Genomic DNA, 19,740 nt, shown 5'->3' on the forward strand with positions numbered 1-19,740 from the left:
TTCAACCCGGACGGAACTTTATTGTGGAAAAACTGGTTAGATACCGTAACTGCAATCATTCCTTACTTTAAAATGAGATTCCTGGGAGGAGCTTTCTATATTTCAGGGGCTATCCTAATGATCATTAACGTTGTTGCTACCGTAAGAAAAGGATCATTCCAAAAAGAAGTTCCTGCAGAAGCTCCGGCTTTAGCAAACATCAGCAAAAACAGAAAAGAAGGTGAAGGAACTCACCTTTGGTTGGAAAGAACACCGGTATTATTAGGGATCTTATCATTCTTAACCATATCAATCGGTAGTTCAGTAGAGATTATTCCTACCCTTTCTCTTAAGAAAAGTGTACCTACCATTTCAGCAGTGAAGCCTTATTCACCACTTGAATTAGAAGGTAGAGATATTTATATCCGTGAAGGTTGTAACGCTTGTCACTCTCAGATGGTAAGACCGTTCAGAGATGAAATCGTAAGATTTAACGGTAAAAACGGGCAGTATTCAAAAGCCGGGGAATTCGTTTATGACAGACCATTCTTATGGGGATCAAAAAGAACAGGGCCGGATTTACATAGAGAAGGAGGTAAAAACCCAAGTTCTTGGCATTACAAGCACATGTATAACCCGAGATCAACTTCTGCAGGTTCTATCATGCCTCGTTACCCTTGGCTGATCGCTACCAACTTAGACAGATCTAAAATGGTTTCTAAAATGGAATTAATGAAAAATACTTTCGATGTTCCGTACACAAAACCACAGATCGATTCAGCTAATAAATGGGCAGATAACCAGGCAGCGAAAATCGTAAAAGATATCTTCTCTGAAGCGGCAGACTTAAAAGATGCTTATGCTAAGAGACCTAAAGGAGAATTAGAGAAAAAAGAAATCGTAGCTCTTATTTCTTACCTTCAGAGACTAGGTACTGATATCAAAACAACGGAAATAAAAACAGCAAGTAATAACTAAAAACATTAAAAGGTTCGCATGATTCCTCAGAACTTTAAAGATATATTATCAAATACAGAAAACGCTGGTTTTTACCAGACGCTGGCTCTGATTTTCTTTATGCTGTTCTTCGTAGCCTTGGTAATATATGTATTTAGCAGGCCTAAAAAATATTACAAGGAAGAAGAAGAAGCACCACTGGGGGATGATGATGAAGACGATTTTAATTTAAAAAATTAAACTATTTATTATGAAACAAAGAACACCGGTTGTTGTAAACATTTTAATAATAATTGGACTTTTAATAGTTTTTTATTATTTGTTTGTACAAAGCTACTCGTTTTTAGCTTCACCATATTTCTGGGGTACTGTTGTGATAAGTGCTATTTTAGCTTACATCCACAGTGCAATTGGAGATCTGATTGAAAATAATAAATTCAAAAGCCTTACTGCAGAAGAAAAGGCAGCTTATTTAGCAGAAAAGAAGATTCCTTTTTTAAGAAGAATGTATGATGCTGCTTTCAAAAAGCAATCTGAAACAGAAGAAAAAGATATCCTTATCGACCATGGTTTCGACGGGATTATGGAGTTGGATAACCAGTTACCAAAATGGTGGGTAGGTTTGTTCTATTTTGGGACCGCTTTTTGTATTGTTTATGTTGCGGCTTACTCGTTCACAGATTTTGCGCATCCGTTAAGCGAATATGAAAAAGAATATAAGGAGCAGATCGCAAGCATCGAAGAATACCAAAAAACCCAGCCGCCTGTAACAATTGAAACAGCAAAATATTCAGCTGATAATATTGCAGAAGGAAAAGAATTATTTAAAACAAACTGTGCCTCTTGTCACAAAGAAGACGGTAGTGGTGGTATCGGACCTAACTTAACGGATAACTTCTGGATCAACCAGCCTGAGAAAACTTTATTCAAAAACGTTTTCCATATGGACTGGAATGGTTCTCCTACTAACCCCGCGATGAGGCCATTCGGTAAAAACGGAGAGGTTTCAGGTGCTGAGATTGAAAAGATTGCAGCTTATGTGTATCACATCAACCAGGAGCAACCTCCGGTAACGCCGGCTCAGGGTGGAGCAGCTCCTCAGGGAACAGAAGCTCATTGGGAAAAAGAATAATTAATTTTAAAAAGAATTAAAAGCATATGAAAAACATAATTTGTTATTAGAATAAAAATAGTAACGAATTATGTTTTTCTTTTTTTAAATACATTACAAATGTCAGAAATAGAAGAAATAGAAGCACGCGGTGGACAGGGGCAAGTTCTGGACCCTGAGACTTACAGAGATTCTATAGGGACAATGGAGCAATCCGGAAAAAGAAAATGGGTATTTCCAAGAAAACCAAAAGGGAAATATACCAACTATAGAAACATTGTAAGCTATATTTTACTGGTTATTTATTTTACCGTTCCTTTCCTGAAGATCAACGGTAACCCATTCTTTTTATTCAATGTCATCGATAGGGAGTTTTTTATCTTCGGACAACCTTTCTATCCACAAGACTTTTTCATTCTTACCTTAGGTGCCATCGCATCTTTAATATTCATTATCATTTTTACGATTGCATTCGGAAGAATTTTCTGCGGGTGGATATGCCCTCAGACAATTTTTATGGAATCTATTTTCCGTAAAATTGAATACCTTATTGAAGGCGACCGGAATAAGCAGATGAAACTGGACAGACAGGAATGGAACAGCGAAAAGATCTGGAAAAGAAGCTTGAAATGGACGGTTTACATTATCATTTCCCTGATTATCACTCACTTTATGCTTATGTATATTGTAGGTTATAAAGAAATATTTAAAATCATATCAGAAGGGCCGTTTGCCCATCCCACCAATTTTATCATCATGATTCTCTTTACGGCAGCATTTTACTTTGTATTTGCGTGGTTCAGAGAGCAGGTTTGTACATTGGTCTGCCCATACGGAAGATTACAGGGAGTCTTGATTGACAAAGACACGATCAATGTTTTCTACGATTTCAAAAGAGGGGAAAACAGATCTAAATGGAGAAAAGGTGAAGACAGAAAAGCAGCCGGAAAAGGAGATTGTATCGATTGTCACCAATGTGTGGTAGTCTGTCCTACCGGAATTGATATCAGAGACGGGCAGCAGCTTGAATGCATCAACTGTACAGCCTGTATCGATGCCTGTGATGAAGTCATGGAAAAAGTAGGGCTTCCAAAAGGCCTGATCAGATATGCTTCTGAAAATGAGATTGAAAAAGAAACTCAGTTTAAGTTTACCGGAAGAATGAAAGGTTTTGCAATCGTTCTTGGTTTATTGGTGGTATTCTTAGGATTTTTATTATACAATCGTGGTGAGATGGAAGCCAAATTCATCAAACCTGCAGGAAGCACATTCTTTGTAAGAGACGGTAAAATTACCAATACTTATAATTACACCTTCCTGAATAAAACAAACGACAAGAAAATCGTAACCATCAAAGTAATTGAGCCTGTACATGGTGAAGTTATTTACAGCGCTTCAAGCAAAATACCTGTAGAAAGAGATAAAATTTCAAAAGGAACCATTAATATCAGCTTCCCGGAAAACGAAATGAAACTATCTAAACAGAATATTACCATAGGCGTTTATGATATGAAAGGGAAACTGATAGATTCTTATCAGACTTATTTTGAAGGACCATTTAAATTACAATTTTAATTTTTAGCAATGAAAAACTTTAGTTGGGGACACGGTGTAGTAATCGCATTATTTGCATTCATAGCTTTTATTTTATCCATGCTGTTTCTATTCCCGAACGGGCAGAAAAACTCTGAAATGGTAACCGATAATTATTATGAAGAAGAATTGCAGTACCAGGATGTAATTGATGCTAAAAAAAGAGCAGACAGCCTTCAGGAAAAACCGGTTTACAGCCAGAATGTAAACGGAATATTAGTTAGTTTTCCTAAAGATTATAATAATTCAAACACAACGGTAAAATTTGTTTTAAACAGAACCGACGACCAGAACCTGGATATAAAAAAATCTGAGCAGCTGGATACCAATCAATCTATTTTAATTCCTGCAAAAGTATTGAAGCAGGGCAATTATACTCTACGACTGATGTGGACGAAAGACAAAACAGACTACAGAATGGATTATGATGTGATATGGAAATAGCACTTATTTTATCGGCTATCGGCTTAGGCTTTGCTTCCGGTTTTCATTGTATCGGAATGTGTGGCCCTATTGCCTTGTCGATGGGATTAACGAAGAAACAGGCTACCAATTTCTATCTTCAGAATCTTACCTATCAGTTTGGGCGGATTTTCACCTATTCCCTTTTAGGAGGTATCTTGGGAATTATTGGCCAGGGGTTTGAGATGGCAGGCTTTCAGCAATATCTGACGATTGCCGTTGGAGTCTTGCTGATTATAATGGCTGTATTTTCTTTTGGCGGAAAAGATTTTGCTTCAAAAATCCCGTTCTTCTCTAAATTTTTGTTTTCAGTGAAATCAAATTTAGGAAAGCTGCTTCAAAAAGCAGATTACCGGTCAAGGTTTACAACAGGTATTCTTAATGGATTTCTACCCTGCGGAATGGTTTATATGGCTCTTACGGCAAGCCTGGCAAGCGGAGGAATATGGCAGGGAGCTTTATATATGGCTTTATTCGGTTTGGGAACCCTTCCGTTTATGTTTGCGGTAGTTCTTGTCGGAAACCTGATGAATCAGGCTTTCAGGGTCAAAGTTCTAAAAGCAATTCCTGTGATCATGATTATTCTGGGTGGATTGTTTATTGTACGGGGCCTTGAATTAGGAATTCCTTACATTTCTCCGAGAGCTGAAGCAATGACCATTTCCAAAGATAATAATGGTGACTGCCACTTACCCGGAGATCACAGTACCCACGGGCATGGCTCTGTCAATTGTCATTAATTCAAAACCATTACCACGACAAAATACATCTTCTTTTTACTGCTGAGAAGCTAAACTGAAAAATTTCAGATAAGAAAATAAAGATCGTAACAGAATAAAATAAAACCACCGGAATTTCCGGTGGTTTTTTATGTCATTAAACTTATAATGTTTAGTTGATCACATCAAATCTCGCATATTCCGCGATCTTCTTTGGAAGCTTAATTCCTTCTGCAGTCTGGTTATTCTCCAGCAATGCAGCCATGATTCTCGGTAAAGCCATTGCAGAACCGTTTAAGGTATGTACCAACTGAGATTTACCGTCTGTTTTATAACGGCATTTTAAACGGTTAGACTGAAACGTTTCAAAATTGGAAACAGAACTTACTTCAAGCCACATTTCCTGCGCAGCACTCCATACCTCAAAATCGTATGTCATTGCAGAAGCAAAACCCGTATCACCACCACAAAGTCTTAGTACTCTATACGGAAGTTCAAGATCAGTTAAGATCTCTTTGATATGCTCTACCATTTCTTCCAGGACAGCATAAGAATTCTCCGGTTTTTCAAGTCTTACGATTTCCACTTTTTCAAACTGGTGAAGGCGGTTTAATCCTCTTACGTGAGCTCCGTAGCTTCCTGCTTCTCTTCTGTAGCACTGAGAGAAAGCCGTATTTTTAATCGGAAGGTCTTTTTCTTCCAATAAAACATCACGGTATAAATTCGTTACCGGAACCTCTGCAGTCGGGATTAAATAAAGGTTGTCTTCATTAATGTAATACATCTGGCCTTCTTTATCAGGCAGCTGACCCGTTCCGTATCCTGATGCTTCATTCACAACGTGAGGCGGATTTACTTCCGTGTATCCTTTATCAACGTTTTTATCTAAGAAATACTGAACCAAAGCTCTCTGCAACCTTGCTCCTTTCCCTAAATACACCGGAAAACCTGCACCTGCAATTTTTACACCCAATTCAAAATCGATAAGGTTATATTTTTTGGCAAGTTCCCAATGTGGGATCGCTCCTTCACCAAGGCCTTCCACATCATGAGATTGATATACAATTTCATTATCATCTGCTGAAGCACCGCTTTTCACCAAATCATTCGGGATATTCGGAAGCTGATACAGGATATCTAATAAAGCTTTTTCTTTAATTTCTAACTGAGATTTCAATTCTGAGCTCGACTCTTTGTACTGTGCTGTTTTAGATTTTGCGGATTCTGCTTCTTCTTTTTTACCTTCTTTCATTAAAAGCCCGATTTCTTTGGAGATTTTATTGATTTCGGAAAGTTGAGAATCCAATTCAAACTGGATTTTTTTTCTCTCTTCATCGGTAGCAATAGCCTCGTCTACCAATTCAAGATTTTTGAATTGCCTTTTCTTAAGACCTTCTAAAACGCGTTCTTTGTTGTCGCGCAAAAAATTGACTTGTAACATTTTATTTAGATGTTAGTTATTAGAATGTCAGCATCAAGCTAACAGTTTTGCAAATTTAAAAATTATTTTACGATCGTAACTACATTGGGAGTATTTGGTTCTTTTACAAATACCTGAACATTGTTATAAAAGACTTTGGAAACCTCAAATGCCGTGGGCGACCAGTGGTACTGAATCTTCAACACATCATTTGTTACCTCATTGGTAGTTTCGTTTATCTTTTTGGTAAGTGCCAATGTTATTCTCGATTCATAGGTTCTGTCTTCCGGGCTGATCGAATCCAGGGTTACTCTTCTCGCTCCCGCAATATATTCGATATACAACGTGGAGTCTGCCGTAGCTTTTAATGAAAAACTGACCGGCGCTGTATCCGAAAGCCCGTTAATGTCATTCATTGTAATATTACTGTAAGAGCCTTCTTTTTTACTGTTCAGCAAATCCTGTCCGGCGCTGTTTTTCATGTACAGATTAAATATCTGATCTATTTTTTGTATAGAATCGTCGTCATTTCTACAGCTTAGAAATGCAAAACAGATTACCAGTGATCCCCAAAAAATATTTTTCATACAACAAATATAGTATTTATCCTCAAGAAAGTTTTTTTAAATATAAAAAGAAAAAGCAAAGATAAGCAATCCCTGAAATCAGGATCGTAGAGCTCATCGCAATCCCCATTCCGATAACACCGTATAAAGGAACCAGAATGTAAGCCATAGCTGATAAAAGGATAAGAGATCCAAGGCCGATCCATGTATTGATCTCTATTTTCCCTACGGCAGGCAAAAGATTTCCGTACAGGTTCCGGGTAAGCATTCCCAGATTGAAACCGATCAGTAAGATCATGAATAAGGTCGTATTATCCATATAGGTTTCTCCGAAAAAGAATTGCAAAATATGGCTTTTGAAAAGGTAAAAGAATATAAAGATCCCGGCACAGACCGGCAGAAATATTTTGTGAAAATTAATAAGATAAGACTTTAAAAAGCTTTTATTCTGATAATTTTTTGAAAGAACAGGGAAATCACTCTGCATAAAGCTTATCGCTAAAAATGTGATGTTGGAAGGGATCAGGATTGCCACCCTGTAATTGGCCACCATACTTTCATTGGAAAAGAACCCCAGCAATAAAATATCTAAAGAAAATAAGGTATCCGAAATCAGTGAAGTAGCTGCTGTAAACATTCCGTAACGCCAGTATTCTCTATATTGACCCGGAATGAATTTTGAGAACGAATACATATCCTTCTTTAGCCAGAATAATGAAAGATAAGGAGTAACTGCAATAGCGATCAGATAGCCGTAAATTTTAAAGAAATAAGTAAGGATCAGAATCAGTAACAGCCCGCCGATATTGGTAACGTTACTTATTCGGGCAAAAGTCTGGTTTTTGGCTGTAATTCTGTAAAACGACTGGATATGATTGACAAAATAAAAACCTCCCAACCTGATAGTACAGAACACGAATATTAAAAAGATATCTTCATATTTGTTTAAATAGAATACAGATATCGTTAAAAAAACGATCAGCAGTATAATTTCAAAGAAGATGCCTTTGAAAAAAAAATAAGAGGAAAGCTTCTGTTTTTCATCTTCGCAGGAAGCTATCGATCCGTACCGCATTAAACTCTGGCTGCTTCCGAAACCGGTAAAGGGCAGAAAAATGGCAACCACGGAAAGGGCAATGCTTAAAATCCCGAATTCCTTTTCCGGCAATAATCTTATGATCAGCAAAGAACCGGCAAAACCGCATATTTTAGCAATGAGAAAAGACAGGAAAACATAATGCCCGCTATTATTAAAAAAACTTCTTAAAAAATCTTTGAGACTTTTCATGATAGAGGAGTTTTAACCAGCTGATGGTAAATATCCGTAAACTGTTTAGCAATTGCTTCTCTGGAATATCCTGCTACAGCAAATTCCCTGATTTGGTTTTCATCTTTGAAAGAATATCCGTTTTTACAAATATTTTCCAGGGTAGTGTACAGCTGATCTGTATTGTTTTTCTCAATTCCTACTCCCAAACCATCAATTATAAATTCTGCTGCTCCGCCCACTTTTGTTGAAATGACAGGCTTTCCGCAGGCATAGGATTCAAGGATCACGCATCCCTGGGTTTCATTTTCACTGAACAGGATAAAATAATCTGAATTCTGCATTTTTTCAGCAACTTCCTGATAGCTTATCATTCCAAAAACTTTAATATAATCTTCGGCACCAATTTCTTTAATCAGATCGATCAGAGATTCCGTGTCACCGTCTCCCCCAATTTCAAGGCTTACCTGATATCCGTTTTCGTGCAGCGCATGAACGGCTTTAATAATATCTTTCGGTCTTTTACGTGGAATAAGGCTAGAGACATGCAGAAACCTGATTGATCCCTGATGTTGAGCTCCAGGCTTAATGGTAAAAACTTCCGTATCCACAACATTGGAAATGACTTTCATTGGGGTTGTGATTCCCAGTAATTTCAGACTTTCTTTTAAGTTATTGCTTACCGGAAAGATATAGCCTGCATTTCGGGCAATATACCTGGCTATTCTTTTAATGTTGGAAGATGTTTTATGCAAATTCTCTTCCTGAAACGCCGTCCAGTGCTCGGTAACGACAAACGGTATCCCAAATTTCTTTTTGAGATAAACCGCAAAAAGCATATTATTGTGAAGAACGTTAGCATGCACCAGATCAGGTTTATTCATCTTTGAAAACCCCAGCTGATAAGCCTTCATCCGCATTAAAAAATTGAGTGCCGGGTTTTTGGAGTTTTTATAATAAATAATAAGGGTCCTTAACCCGTTGATCTCCTGATCATCAAAAATAAATTTCTCTTTTTGATTAAAATCTCCTATGGCATGTAAAATTTCCACATCATGTAGCAACGAGACCGCTTCTGCATGACGTTGTACAAAATTGCCGTTGGTAGGTTCCAGCTTATTCGGAAACCAGGAGGAAATAAAGAGAACTTTCAACAGAAATTATATTATGGAAGCAGCCCAGCTTTTACCAAACGGTAACAGGAAATGACTTAAGAAATCAAGATAAGTGTTTTTTGAAAAATCAAAAACTTCAATCTCCTTTGACAACTCACCATTCCTGATCTTTGTTTTAAAATCAAGAAGCTTTAAGGTTTTCACTTCTCCGTTTTCCACAAAGCTCGCTTTCATCCTGTCAAATAATCCTAACTGATATTCCTGGTCAATTGCTCTCATGATCTGTCCTAAAGCATCAATGCTGCATCCTGAAGCCATTTCTTTCTCTTCATCCACGCACACGACAATAAACTGATTTTTCTCAATCTTAAAAGATGATGAAAGCGGTTTTCCGTGTGCTGCCCAACCTGCTAAAAAGTCAAATAACTTCTCAGTAATTACTTTTGCCTCTTTTGTTGTAAAAGGTCTTGATGCCGGATATATAATAACTCTGTAGTCGTTGGTTTCTACTATATTGGATTCTTCAATCTTCATTGTTGTAAATTTAAAGTATAAAATTAAGAATTATAATTGACTTTATCTTCGGATAAATAACAAAAACCCAGGAAAGTATCCTGAGTTTTCATTACTATTTTTAAATGTATTTGATTTATAAATCTTCTGCTTCAGCAAGAAGTTCTACAATATCTTTTACGGCAACTTCTGTATTTTTATTGAAATGCTTCACTCCGTCTGTCATCATCGTGTTACAGAACGGGCAGCCCGTAGCGATCACTTTAGGCTCAAAAGACAAAGCTTCTTCCGTTCTTTCGATGTTGATGTCTTTATTTCCTTTTTCAGGCTCCTTAAACATCTGCGCTCCTCCGGCTCCGCAACATAAACCGTTGGTTTTGCAACGCTTCATTTCCACAAGTTCTGCATCCAGCTTTTCAAGTAACATTCTCGGTGCTTCGTACTCGTTGTTGGCACGTCCCAAATAACACGGATCGTGGAAAGTGATTTTTTTACCTTTGAAAGCACCACCTTCAATTTTCAGTCTTCCTTCTTCCATTAATGTTTTAAGGAACTGGGTATGATGTACCACTTCAAAATGCCCGCCAAGGCTCGGATATTCATTTTTAAGGGTATTAAAACAGTGTGGACAGGCCGTTACAATTTTTTTCACTTCATAAGCATTCAGAACCTCGATATTCGTTAATGCCATCATCTGGAAAACAAATTCATTTCCTGCACGTTTTGCAGGGTCACCGGTACAGCTTTCTTCCTGTCCTAAAACAGCAAATTCAACTCCTATTTTATTGAGTATTTTGCAAAATGCTTTCGTAATTTTTTTGGCACGGTCGTCGAAACTTCCCGCACATCCAACCCAAAACAAAACTTCGGGTGCTTTTCCCTCGGCAGCATATTCTGCCATTGTTTTTATATTGAAATCCATTTTTTCAAATTTACCAATGCTCCAATGTATCAGTTTACCAATGATTGCTACATTGTTACATTATTTTTACATTGTTACATTAATTTTCTTTGGCCCAGTTCAGACGGTCTGCCTGATTATACTGCCATGGTGCAGCATTGTTTTCCACATTCGTCATCATCAGGTTTAATTCCTGAGGTGCAGCAGACTGCTCCATAACCAGGAATCTTCTCATCTCAAAAATGATGGAAAGCGGGTCTAATAATACCGGACAGGCTTCTGTACAGGCATTACATGTGGTACACGCCCAAAGCTCTTCTTTGGTAATATAATCGTTCAGTAATTTCTTACCGTCATCTACAAATTTTCCGTTTTTGTCGATGTTTCTTCCTACTTCTTCCAGACGGTCTCTGGTTTTCATCAGGATTAATCTTGGTGAAAGTTTTTTCCCCGTGATATTGGCAGGACATACTGATGTACATCTTCCGCACTCGGTACATGAATAGGCATTCAGCAACTGAACCTGATCCAGATCAAAAACATCTTCCGCACCAAATTTTGAAGGAACTTCTGCGGCATCTCCTTCAGCCGGAGCTGCGTAAGGATCTGCATTCGGGTCCATCATCAGTTTAATTTCCTTGGTAACGGATTCCAGGTTGTTGAATTTTCCTTTTTTCTCAAGATTGGCAAACCAAGTGCTCGGGAAAGCCAGAATAATATGTAAATGCTTTGAATAATAAAGATAATTCATGAAGAAAAGGATTCCTACAAAATGGAACCACCATGCCGCTTTTTCGGTGAAGAATAAGAAGCTGTCTCCAAAATTATTGAATATCGGTGCTAAAAATGTTGAACTGATCGGGAAACTTCCGTGCTCGGGAAGCAATCCTCTTTGCTGAAGAACCCAGTCTGCCGTATTCATTTTAAAGAACGCCATCATTAAGGCAAATTCAATAATAAGGATCCAGTTGGCATCATGTTTCGGCCACCCGAAAAGTTCTTTCATCGTTAATCTCTTAACGCCATAAAAGTTTCTTCTGATAAAGAATACCACAACCCCGATTACTACCAGAAGTGCTAAAATTTCTAAGGTCGCGGTAAAGAAGTTATAAAAACCATGTCCGAAAATAGAAGCTAAAAAGCGGTGAGTCCCGAATATCCCATCAACAATGATTTCAATAAGTTCAATATTAATAATTACAAATCCTACGTATACAAAAAGGTGCAGAATACCTGCAACAGGACGTTTCACCATTTTGCTCTGTCCCATAGCCACACGTGCCATAGTTTCCCAGCGTTCTGATTTGTTATCGCTACGGTTGATTTCTCTTCCTAATCTGATGTTTCTATATATCTTTTGCAGGCTCTTCGCAAACAGGCCAAACCCGGCAACTAATAAAATCAGAAAAATAATATTATCGATATATTGCATAAGGTGTATTAATCTTTATTGTTTTTACCAAAAACGGAGAAGTTGATGTATCTTTTCGGATTGGCTTTCATATCCTCAATCAAAGAGTTCAGATTGGTAGATGCCGAATTCAGATTATTATAAAGCTGTTCGTCCTTCATCAGTTTTCCTAAACTTCCCTGCCCGTTATTAATTCCTACAACAACCTCATTAAGCTTTCCTACGGTAGCATCCAGATTGGCAATCGTTGCATTCAATCGTTTTGTATCGATGCTTTCTGCAAGATTTCCGTATTTATCTAAGGTAACTTTACCGCTTTGCATGGTAAGGCTTGCATCATCCAGTACTTTCTGTAATTTAGGATCATTATGCCCCACTAAACTATTGACGCTTCCTGCTGTCGTTTGCAGAGCTCCAACGGTTTTGTTAAGATTGGCAAGCAATGCTCTGATCTCTTCTCTGTTTTGTGCATTCACCACCTGGTTTGCATTGGCCATTAAAGAATCTACTCTGTATAAAACAGTTTGCAGCTGATCTTTAACAGGACCTACCTGAGACGAAAGGCTTCCCAATGTTCCTAATTTGAAAGCTCCCTGTAAGGTATCACCGTCTTTTGCCGTTGGCCCGCCGTACATAAGATTCACTCTCATTTCTTTACCGGACATTAATCCCGGCTCAAAAATCTCAAGAGTAGAATTTTTTGAGAATTCAAAATTATCATCAACAGTCACTTTTACAATAAAATTGATTTTTCCCTCTTTCGTTGTCTGAGGGATGATTTTGTCAACCTGCCCCACTTTCAGCCCGTTAATAGAAACAGGTGAAGACTGCGCCAGACCTTCAACATTATCGTATTTTGCGTAAAATATATTATCGGTAGTAAAAAGACTTCTGCCTTTCATGAATTGAAATAACAGCACAAACCCTACAATGGCTAAAAGTGCGATTACACCAGCTTTTAATTCTTTACTGAACTTCACTTGCTAAATTTTTTCTAATGAGCAAATATAATACATTTTAAATTAATCCTTTTCTTTATTGCTCTGTGTTAAATACAAAAAAGCGGCAAAAAATTTTGCCGCTTTTATATCAATTATGTATGATTTTTTATTGTTGCTGGTTACCCGCCTTATTCCAGATTTCAATTCTGTAATCTTCAATATCAGCATTGTCCTGCAAGCTCTTTAACCAAGCCTGACCGAACATTCCTGCATTTCTCTGGTTAACAGACTGTATAAATTGTTTAAGATCACCAGGTTGTTTATTAATGGTTTCATTCTTTTTAATTAAAACATAAACCCCTGTTCCACCTTCAACCGGATTGGAAACTTTACCTTTTACCACACCAAATGCAGCTCCGGCAACTTTAGGTTCCATTGATCCTGCTACTGAAGGATTTAATAAGTTAACCTGCGCAGACTGTTTTGTTGTAGCAAACAGTTTGGCAACCTGATCAAGACCTGTTGCTTTTGCAGCAGCGATTTTATCAGAGATTTGTTTAGCCGCTAATTTATTTTTAACGATAACTTCAATCTGATCTCTTACTGATTCAGGATCTGCAAGGCCTTGTTCCTGCTTACCGTTTAAGTAAACAACGATTTTATCACCGGTTCCGTCTACTGTAAAGAATTCCGTATCTCCTTTTTCTCTTTTCTTATCGAAAGCCCAAGCCAGAATATCTCCGTCTTTTTCAGTTCCTAAACCTTGTAACTGACCATCAAATCTTTTAGCCGTTTTCGGATTTGAGAACTGATAGTTTCCTTTTTTAGCAATGTTTACGAAATCGTTGAAAGATTTCCCCTGAACCTGCTGGATAAATCTTCTTGCTTTTTTATCTGTATCTGCTTCTGTAGCATCAGACGGCTTGATCGCTTTTACAATATTAGCCACTTTATAACCCATTGCTCCCGGTTTTTTATCCTCAATATTGATGATGTGATAACCGAACTGAGTTTCTACAACTCCTGTAGCACCTTTAGGGTTGTTTGCTAAATAAGTTAAGAATTCCGGAACGAAAGGCGTTTCAGGTGTAGTCCACCCTAAACTACCACCTTGTGCAGCAGAATTTGGATCGTTTGAAAGCTTAAGGAATTCTGTAAATCTAGCCGGTGTAGCTTTTACAATAGCTCCGATAGAATCTGCCAGTTTTTTGGCTTCTTCTTTAGATCTTTTAACACCTTCTCCTGCAGGGCTTCCTTTGAAAGCAATAAGGATGTGTCTTGATAATGTAGAATCTGAAGTCTTTTTATTTAAAAGTTTAGAAACCACATAGAAGTTTTGTTCTTTATAAGGACCGAAAGTCTGACCGATCGCAGCAGTAGCAATTTGCCCCTGGATGGTTTGCGGTAATTGATTCGGTTTTAAATACTGGTTGTTGAAAGGCATATCAGAATTTGCCATTACAAACATCGAGTCGTTGGTTGTATTCTGGAAGTTTTCTTTCCCTCCACTTGCATCAGTGCCTCCTGAGAATAATTTTGTAATTTCTTTCTGAGCGGCAGCGTCATCAGCAGCACTTGGCTGAGAAGGGAAATACACGATTCCGATATTTCTGCTTGGTTCAGCTTTAAACATTACAGGATGCTGCTTAATGTAATTTGCCAAATCCTCAGTTGAAACTTTGATATTATTTTTTTGAAGATATGAAGCATAGTCTACTTTCACAAAATCGATATCAGCTAACTGATCTCTTTGTCTCATCAACTCTTCCGCTTCTTTTTTACCTGTAGTAATACCTGTAGAAACATTAGCAAATACCTGTCTTGCCATGATTCTGTACTCAACAGATTTTCTGGTTTTCAACCATTGGTTGTAGCCTTCTGCGCTTGTCGTTTTTAAATCTTCAACCTGCTTTTTAAGTTCCTGAGTTTTGAAATTACCTTTCTCATCAAAGAATTGTTTGTTTTGAGCAAACATCTGATCATACTGGATCTGATTCCAGAAATAATCTTCCGTCATTTCAAAGCCCATCTTATCGAATTGCTGCTTAATCAATTTGGATTGAACCAATAATTGCCATGCCTGTTCTTCAAGTCCGTTTTTCGGTTGGCCCTGTTGATCAGCCTGTTGCTGCAATACGAAAAGCTGGTCGTTAAACTCTTCGCGGGTAATTTTCTCACCATTTACTTTTCCTAAAACATCAGGATTTTTACCAAACACCTTATCGATACTATCCGGGTTTACCAGGAACGCTAAAAGCGCCAATGCAATAACTCCCATCAAAAGCCAGGGTCTATTCCTAATCTGTCCTAAAATTGCCATTATATAAATTATAGTTTTTTATCAGTTTGCGAAAATACACATTTTTAAGAAATTACAGAAATCTAAGTCTCTTTATTTAAATTTTAAAATTCAAATTATATAAAAAAGGAAATTTTGACCATATTTTTTAGCAAAAAACAAATGGCATAGGTCTTGTGCATTTTAAGGCCACACAGTATGTTCTGTACTTTTCAGGCATATTGTGAAATATCACTATAACGATTTAAAACGAGAATGACAATTTGTCATCCGATCAACTATGACAGAATTTGAAGATATTAGTTTAGAAGAAATGATCAGCGATGGATTTGATATTGTGGCTGAGGAAATCAATCTTTCCGATTTTTCGGAGACTGATAAAAATTCCGGACAGAAAATATTCCCTATACTTCCTGTAAGAAATATGGTAATGTTTCCCAACGTGGTAATTCCTATTACTGCAGGGAGAAAAGCATCGATACAGCTCCTTGAAGAAGCTCAAAAAAACGGAGATTTCATTGGAATTGTAAGTCAGAAAAATTCAGATTTGGAACAACCTACGGAAAGAGATCTTTATCAGACCGGTACACTGGCCAAAATCATCAAAATAATAAAGCTTCCCGAAGGTAATATCACAGCTATTACTAAAGGATTCCACAGGTTTAAGGTTAAGAGGTTTACGGAAACCCAGCCTTATTTCAAAGCCGAAATTTCAAAGTTAAAAGACGCAAGAGCGAAACATAAGGAAGAATATGATGCTCTATTGGAGAATATTAAAGATTTAGCTTTAAAGATTATTGAGCTTGATCCGAATATTCCCAATGCGGCCAATTTTGCGATCAAAAACATCAATAACAACGATGATTTATTAAACTTCATCTGCACCAATGCCAATTTCCCTTCTCTTGAAAAGCAAAAACTGCTTGAAGAGAAAAACCTGATGGAAAGAGCCAACAAATGCTATGAAATGATGCACGAAGATTTCAGAAAACTGGAATTGAGAAATCAGATTCATCAGAAAACATCAAAGGATCTTGACAAACAGCAAAGAGAATATTTTTTAAATCAGCAGATCAGAACCATTCAGGAAGAATTGGGTGGCGGGCCGGAAAGTGATGTTGAAGACCTGATCGCTAAAGCAGGAAAAAAGAAATGGAGCGCTGAAGTAGAAGAACATTTCCAGAAGGAAATCAACAGGTTACAAAGACAAAACCCAAATTCCCCAGACTATAATGTACAAAGAAATTATTTAGATTTCTTTACGGATATGCCATGGGAAAATTACACCAAAGATACTTTTGATATTGCCAAAGCTGAAAAGGTTTTAGACAAAGCCCATTTCGGATTGGAAGATATCAAGAAAAGAATCCTTGAACACATGGCTGTTTTGAAATTAAAAAACAACATGAAATCTCCTATCCTATTATTGGTAGGACCTCCGGGAGTGGGTAAAACATCTCTTGGTAAATCTGTTGCCGATGCTTTAGGAAGAAAATATGTTCGCGTTTCTCTGGGAGGACTTCATGATGAAAGTGAAATCCGGGGCCACAGAAAGACTTATATCGGGGCAATGGCAGGAAGAATTCTTCAGTCTATCAAAAAAGCCGGAACCTCAAATCCTGTAATCGTTCTGGATGAAATTGATAAAGTAGGCCAGGGACTTCACGGAGATCCCAGTTCTGCGCTGTTAGAAGTTCTTGATCCTGAGCAGAATAAATCTTTCTATGATAATTTCCTTGAAATGGGTTATGATCTTTCGAAAGTAATGTTCATTGCTACGGCAAACTCGCTTTCTACTATTCAGACTCCGCTTTTAGACAGAATGGAAATCATTCAGATCGCCGGATATACATTGGAAGAAAAAATAGAAATTGCCAAAAGACACTTGATCAAAAAGCAACAGGAAGAAAACGGACTGGATTCCAAATCATTCAAACTTGGAAATGCTGAACTTAAACATATTATTGAAGCGCACACTTCCGAAAGCGGAGTGAGATCTCTTGAGAAAAGGCTGGCTTCCATCGCCCGTTGGGTTGCTTTACAGACGGCTTTATTGAAAGAATATGATGCTAAAATTTCTGTTGAAAAAGTAGACGAAATCCTTGGCGTTCCAAGACCGAAGAGCTTATCGGAAATCACCGGAGTTCCGGGAGTGGTTACCGGATTAGCATGGACAAGTGTGGGCGGAGATATTTTATTTATTGAAAGTATTTTAAGCAACGGAAAAGGAGCTCTTACCATGACAGGAAACCTTGGTACCGTAATGAAGGAATCTGCAACAATTGCTTTGGAATATATTAAGGCCAGGTATGATGAGCTGGGAATTTCACAGGAAGATATCGAAAAGAAAAACATCCACGTTCATGTTCCCGAAGGAGCTACTCCAAAAGACGGACCTTCTGCAGGGATTGCAATGCTGACCTCAATGGTTTCTTCCTACAAAAATAAAAAGGTAAAACCTCATCTTGCCATGACGGGAGAGATTACCCTCAGAGGGAAAGTTCTTCCCGTAGGCGGAATCAAAGAAAAGCTTCTTGCTGCAACAAGAGCAGGAATTAAAGAAGTTATCCTTTGTGAAGCCAACAGAAAGGATGTGGAGGAAATAAAAAAAGAATATTTAAAAAACCTGAAAGTACACTATGTCAACCGAATGGAAGAAGTAGTAGAAATTGCAATTGAAAAATAACTTATACATATATCAACTTCTCAATAAAGGAAAACACATCTCAGATTTTTGGGACGTGTTTTTGATTTATACAGTCTAACCGGAATTGAATTCACAGGTATTATGAAAAGAATTCAAGTTAACTAAATTTAAAACCCTTCAATTCGGAGGGTTTTCTTATTTTTATGCTACCTATTTTGAAGTATGAATTTTCTTAGACTCCCTTTCCTCGTTAAGCTTACCCTTGTTGTCGTTTCAATCATCGGCCTCGGATACCTTCTTGCCTTAGGACAAAGCATTTTGGCACCTTTCTTTCTGGCATTTTTAATGGCAATGCTTTTTTTGCCGATTGCCACCTTTATGGAAAAGAAACTGAGATTCGCAAGATCCTTATCTACAATGACTTCCGTAATGATTATGCTGATTATTTTAACGGGACTGATTTATTTTTTCGGATCACAATTATCCAGCTTTACCAAAGACATTCCACATCTCAGGGCTCAGTTTACCACCGTATTTAACAATCTCCAAACCTGGGTTTCCCATACTTTCCATGTTAAAATTGATGAGCAACTGGATTATCTTGACCAGGGATTAGACAAGCTTCTTTCTTCATCAGGAGTAATTTTGGGCTTCACATTCGGGATATTTTCATCAGGCCTCGGCTTTATCTTATTTTTTATCCTGTTCTTTATTTTTATTTTAAACTACAGAAGAATTTTAAACAATTTCATCGTCACTGTTTTTAATGAAAGACATAAAGCAAGTGTACAGGAGGTGGTAACCGAAGTACGGATCATGACCAAAAAATACATCATCGGACTTTGCCTTCAGGTGATTATTGTAACCATACTTACCTCAACAGTCCTCACTATTTTAGGGGTAAAGTATGCCATTCTTTTAGGCGTTTTAACCGGTTTATTGAATGTAATTCCTTATCTTGGAATATGCATTTCACTGGTGATTTCCTGCTTTATTGCCTTTGCCACAGCAACGCCTTCCACCTGTATTTATGTTGCAATCGGATATATCGCCGTGCATATCATTGATGGAAATATCGTCCTTCCTTTTGTAGTAGGCTCGAAAGTAAAGATTAATGCTTTGTTTTCTTTTATCGGAATTATATTAGGTGAACATTTGTGGGGAATTGCCGGAATGTTTTTATGTATTCCTGCCATTGCCATCATTAAAATAATTTTTGAAAGAGTGGATGGACTTAAGCCCTGGGGCAAATTACTGGGTGAAGAAGAGAGGCCGCATAAAAAGAAAAAATCTTATAAAATTTCTAAGAATATCACCTTAAAAGAAATGGATTGATTCATAAGCAAGAGCAATTGAAAGTGAAAATTTGATAATTATTTTAAAATTTATTTAGTTTTTAATCAACGGATTGGAATTTTATTTAATTTTAATAAAAAAATCAACTCATGAAAATTGTAAAATTTATCCTGTCCCTTCTTTTCGGACTTATGTTTATCAATGCCGGATTAAACAAATTCTTCAATTATATGCCAATGGAAAAACCGACGCCGGAACAAATGAAACTCTTTACGGCGTTCGGAGAAATTAGTTGGTTAATGCCATTAGTGGGAACAGTAGAGGTCATCGGAGGGCTTTTATTTATTTTTCCTAAAACTAGAGCTTTGGGAGCTATTGTTATTTTACCTGTAATGGTGGGAATTGTTGCACACGTTTTCACATTAGATAAATCTCCGATGGGAATGTCTATCGCAGGAGTTATGTTTCTGATCAACCTTTGGATGATTATTGACAACAAAGAAAAATACAAAGCTTTGATCAGCTGAAATACATGATTAAATG

At 37.4% G+C, this 19,740-nt stretch carries 18 protein-coding genes; 9 read left to right on the forward strand and 9 right to left on the reverse strand.

The window, feature by feature from the left end; genetic code table 11:
- The 6 genes from ccoO to AB8P06_RS00030 all read left to right on the forward strand — a co-directional run.
- A partial coding sequence (gene ccoO / locus AB8P06_RS00005; RefSeq protein WP_369836190.1) for a cytochrome-c oxidase, cbb3-type subunit II occupies positions 1-957 on the forward strand: 957 nt, incomplete at its 5' end.
- An 18-nt stretch (positions 958-975) separates the two neighbouring features.
- Positions 976-1,176 carry a cbb3-type cytochrome oxidase subunit 3 gene (locus AB8P06_RS00010; protein WP_007844173.1) on the forward strand — a complete coding sequence of 67 codons (201 nt, stop codon included), beginning with the start codon at positions 976-978 and terminating at the stop codon, positions 1,174-1,176.
- A 10-nt stretch (positions 1,177-1,186) separates the two neighbouring features.
- A complete protein-coding gene (locus AB8P06_RS00015; RefSeq protein WP_369836192.1) occupies positions 1,187-2,068 on the forward strand; it encodes a cbb3-type cytochrome c oxidase N-terminal domain-containing protein in 882 nt (293 codons plus the stop codon).
- 99 nt (positions 2,069-2,167) lie between these two features.
- Positions 2,168-3,622: a cytochrome c oxidase accessory protein CcoG gene (gene ccoG / locus AB8P06_RS00020; RefSeq protein WP_369836195.1), complete on the forward strand. Its 1,455-nt coding sequence runs from the start codon at positions 2,168-2,170 to the stop codon at positions 3,620-3,622.
- A 9-nt stretch (positions 3,623-3,631) separates the two neighbouring features.
- Positions 3,632-4,084: a FixH family protein gene (locus AB8P06_RS00025; protein ID WP_369836198.1), complete on the forward strand. Its 453-nt coding sequence runs from the start codon at positions 3,632-3,634 to the stop codon at positions 4,082-4,084.
- Entirely contained in the window at positions 4,075-4,842 is a 768-nt protein-coding gene (locus tag AB8P06_RS00030) for a sulfite exporter TauE/SafE family protein (RefSeq protein ID WP_369836201.1), read from the forward strand. The genes AB8P06_RS00025 and AB8P06_RS00030 overlap by 10 nt, the downstream gene beginning before the upstream one ends.
- Before the next feature lie 151 nt (positions 4,843-4,993).
- Here the strand turns inward: AB8P06_RS00030 and serS are convergent, their stop codons facing one another.
- The 9 genes from serS to AB8P06_RS00075 form a co-directional block, all read right to left on the reverse strand.
- Positions 4,994-6,262 (reverse strand): serine--tRNA ligase, encoded by a 1,269-nt coding sequence (serS, locus tag AB8P06_RS00035; RefSeq protein ID WP_369836203.1) that lies wholly within the window; start codon positions 6,260-6,262, stop codon positions 4,994-4,996.
- 62 nt (positions 6,263-6,324) lie between these two features.
- Positions 6,325-6,828, reverse strand: a complete 504-nt coding sequence (locus AB8P06_RS00040) for a hypothetical protein (RefSeq protein ID WP_369836206.1) — start codon at positions 6,826-6,828, stop codon at positions 6,325-6,327.
- 22 nt (positions 6,829-6,850) lie between these two features.
- Positions 6,851-8,095, reverse strand: coding sequence for an oligosaccharide flippase family protein (locus tag AB8P06_RS00045; protein ID WP_369836209.1), 1,245 nt, complete (start codon positions 8,093-8,095; stop codon positions 6,851-6,853).
- Positions 8,092-9,228, reverse strand: a complete 1,137-nt coding sequence (locus AB8P06_RS00050; protein WP_369836212.1) for a glycosyltransferase — start codon at positions 9,226-9,228, stop codon at positions 8,092-8,094. Before AB8P06_RS00050 ends, AB8P06_RS00045 begins: the two co-directional genes overlap by 4 nt.
- Positions 9,229-9,234: 6 nt before the next feature.
- Positions 9,235-9,723 (reverse strand): hypothetical protein, encoded by a 489-nt coding sequence (locus AB8P06_RS00055; RefSeq protein WP_369836215.1) that lies wholly within the window; start codon positions 9,721-9,723, stop codon positions 9,235-9,237.
- Positions 9,724-9,838: 115 nt separating this feature from the next.
- Positions 9,839-10,624, reverse strand: a complete 786-nt coding sequence (locus AB8P06_RS00060) for a (Fe-S)-binding protein (protein WP_126652709.1) — start codon at positions 10,622-10,624, stop codon at positions 9,839-9,841.
- A 79-nt stretch (positions 10,625-10,703) separates the two neighbouring features.
- Positions 10,704-12,035, reverse strand: coding sequence for a 4Fe-4S dicluster domain-containing protein (locus AB8P06_RS00065; RefSeq protein ID WP_369836218.1), 1,332 nt, complete (start codon positions 12,033-12,035; stop codon positions 10,704-10,706).
- 8 nt (positions 12,036-12,043) lie between these two features.
- Entirely contained in the window at positions 12,044-12,994 is a 951-nt protein-coding gene (locus AB8P06_RS00070) for an MlaD family protein (RefSeq protein ID WP_369836220.1), read from the reverse strand.
- A gap of 127 nt (positions 12,995-13,121) precedes the next feature.
- On the reverse strand, positions 13,122-15,275 hold the full coding sequence (locus tag AB8P06_RS00075) for a peptidylprolyl isomerase (RefSeq protein WP_369836223.1): 2,154 nt from the start codon (positions 15,273-15,275) through the stop codon (positions 13,122-13,124).
- Positions 15,276-15,534: 259 nt separating this feature from the next.
- Here AB8P06_RS00075 and lon point away from each other — a divergent pair, with 259 nt between their 5' ends.
- The 3 genes from lon to AB8P06_RS00090 all read left to right on the forward strand — a co-directional run bounded on the left by lon (position 15,535) and on the right by AB8P06_RS00090 (position 19,724).
- Positions 15,535-17,940: an endopeptidase La gene (lon, locus tag AB8P06_RS00080; protein WP_369836226.1), complete on the forward strand. Its 2,406-nt coding sequence runs from the start codon at positions 15,535-15,537 to the stop codon at positions 17,938-17,940.
- Positions 17,941-18,123: 183 nt separating this feature from the next.
- Positions 18,124-19,236, forward strand: coding sequence for an AI-2E family transporter (locus tag AB8P06_RS00085; protein ID WP_369836229.1), 1,113 nt, complete (start codon positions 18,124-18,126; stop codon positions 19,234-19,236).
- Between the two features lie 110 nt (positions 19,237-19,346).
- On the forward strand, positions 19,347-19,724 hold the full coding sequence (locus AB8P06_RS00090) for a DoxX family protein (protein WP_369836232.1): 378 nt from the start codon (positions 19,347-19,349) through the stop codon (positions 19,722-19,724).
- Positions 19,725-19,740 lie beyond the last annotated feature (16 nt).

Origin of the sequence: Chryseobacterium tongliaonense (assembly GCF_041224435.1) — a bacterium.
GTDB lineage: Bacteria > Bacteroidota > Bacteroidia > Flavobacteriales > Weeksellaceae > Chryseobacterium > Chryseobacterium tongliaoense.

What these genes read in the sequence shown, in the direction of transcription:
- AB8P06_RS00025 (WP_369836198.1), top strand. Translation starts at nt 3,632, where the DNA reads ATGAAAAACTTTAGTTGGGGACACGGTGTAGTAATCGCATTATTTGCA.
- AB8P06_RS00010 (WP_007844173.1), top strand. Translation starts at nt 976, where the DNA reads ATGATTCCTCAGAACTTTAAAGATATATTATCAAATACAGAAAACGCT.
- AB8P06_RS00085 (WP_369836229.1), top strand. Translation starts at nt 18,124, where the DNA reads ATGAATTTTCTTAGACTCCCTTTCCTCGTTAAGCTTACCCTTGTTGTC.
- lon (WP_369836226.1), top strand. Translation starts at nt 15,535, where the DNA reads ATGACAGAATTTGAAGATATTAGTTTAGAAGAAATGATCAGCGATGGA.
- serS (WP_369836203.1), bottom strand. Translation starts at nt 6,262, where the DNA reads ATGTTACAAGTCAATTTTTTGCGCGACAACAAAGAACGCGTTTTAGAA.
- AB8P06_RS00030 (WP_369836201.1), top strand. Translation starts at nt 4,075, where the DNA reads ATGGAAATAGCACTTATTTTATCGGCTATCGGCTTAGGCTTTGCTTCC.
- AB8P06_RS00040 (WP_369836206.1), bottom strand. Translation starts at nt 6,828, where the DNA reads ATGAAAAATATTTTTTGGGGATCACTGGTAATCTGTTTTGCATTTCTA.
- AB8P06_RS00015 (WP_369836192.1), top strand. Translation starts at nt 1,187, where the DNA reads ATGAAACAAAGAACACCGGTTGTTGTAAACATTTTAATAATAATTGGA.
- AB8P06_RS00075 (WP_369836223.1), bottom strand. Translation starts at nt 15,275, where the DNA reads ATGGCAATTTTAGGACAGATTAGGAATAGACCCTGGCTTTTGATGGGA.
- AB8P06_RS00055 (WP_369836215.1), bottom strand. Translation starts at nt 9,723, where the DNA reads ATGAAGATTGAAGAATCCAATATAGTAGAAACCAACGACTACAGAGTT.
- ccoG (WP_369836195.1), top strand. Translation starts at nt 2,168, where the DNA reads ATGTCAGAAATAGAAGAAATAGAAGCACGCGGTGGACAGGGGCAAGTT.
- AB8P06_RS00060 (WP_126652709.1), bottom strand. Translation starts at nt 10,624, where the DNA reads ATGGATTTCAATATAAAAACAATGGCAGAATATGCTGCCGAGGGAAAA.
- AB8P06_RS00065 (WP_369836218.1), bottom strand. Translation starts at nt 12,035, where the DNA reads ATGCAATATATCGATAATATTATTTTTCTGATTTTATTAGTTGCCGGG.
- AB8P06_RS00045 (WP_369836209.1), bottom strand. Translation starts at nt 8,095, where the DNA reads ATGAAAAGTCTCAAAGATTTTTTAAGAAGTTTTTTTAATAATAGCGGG.
- AB8P06_RS00090 (WP_369836232.1), top strand. Translation starts at nt 19,347, where the DNA reads ATGAAAATTGTAAAATTTATCCTGTCCCTTCTTTTCGGACTTATGTTT.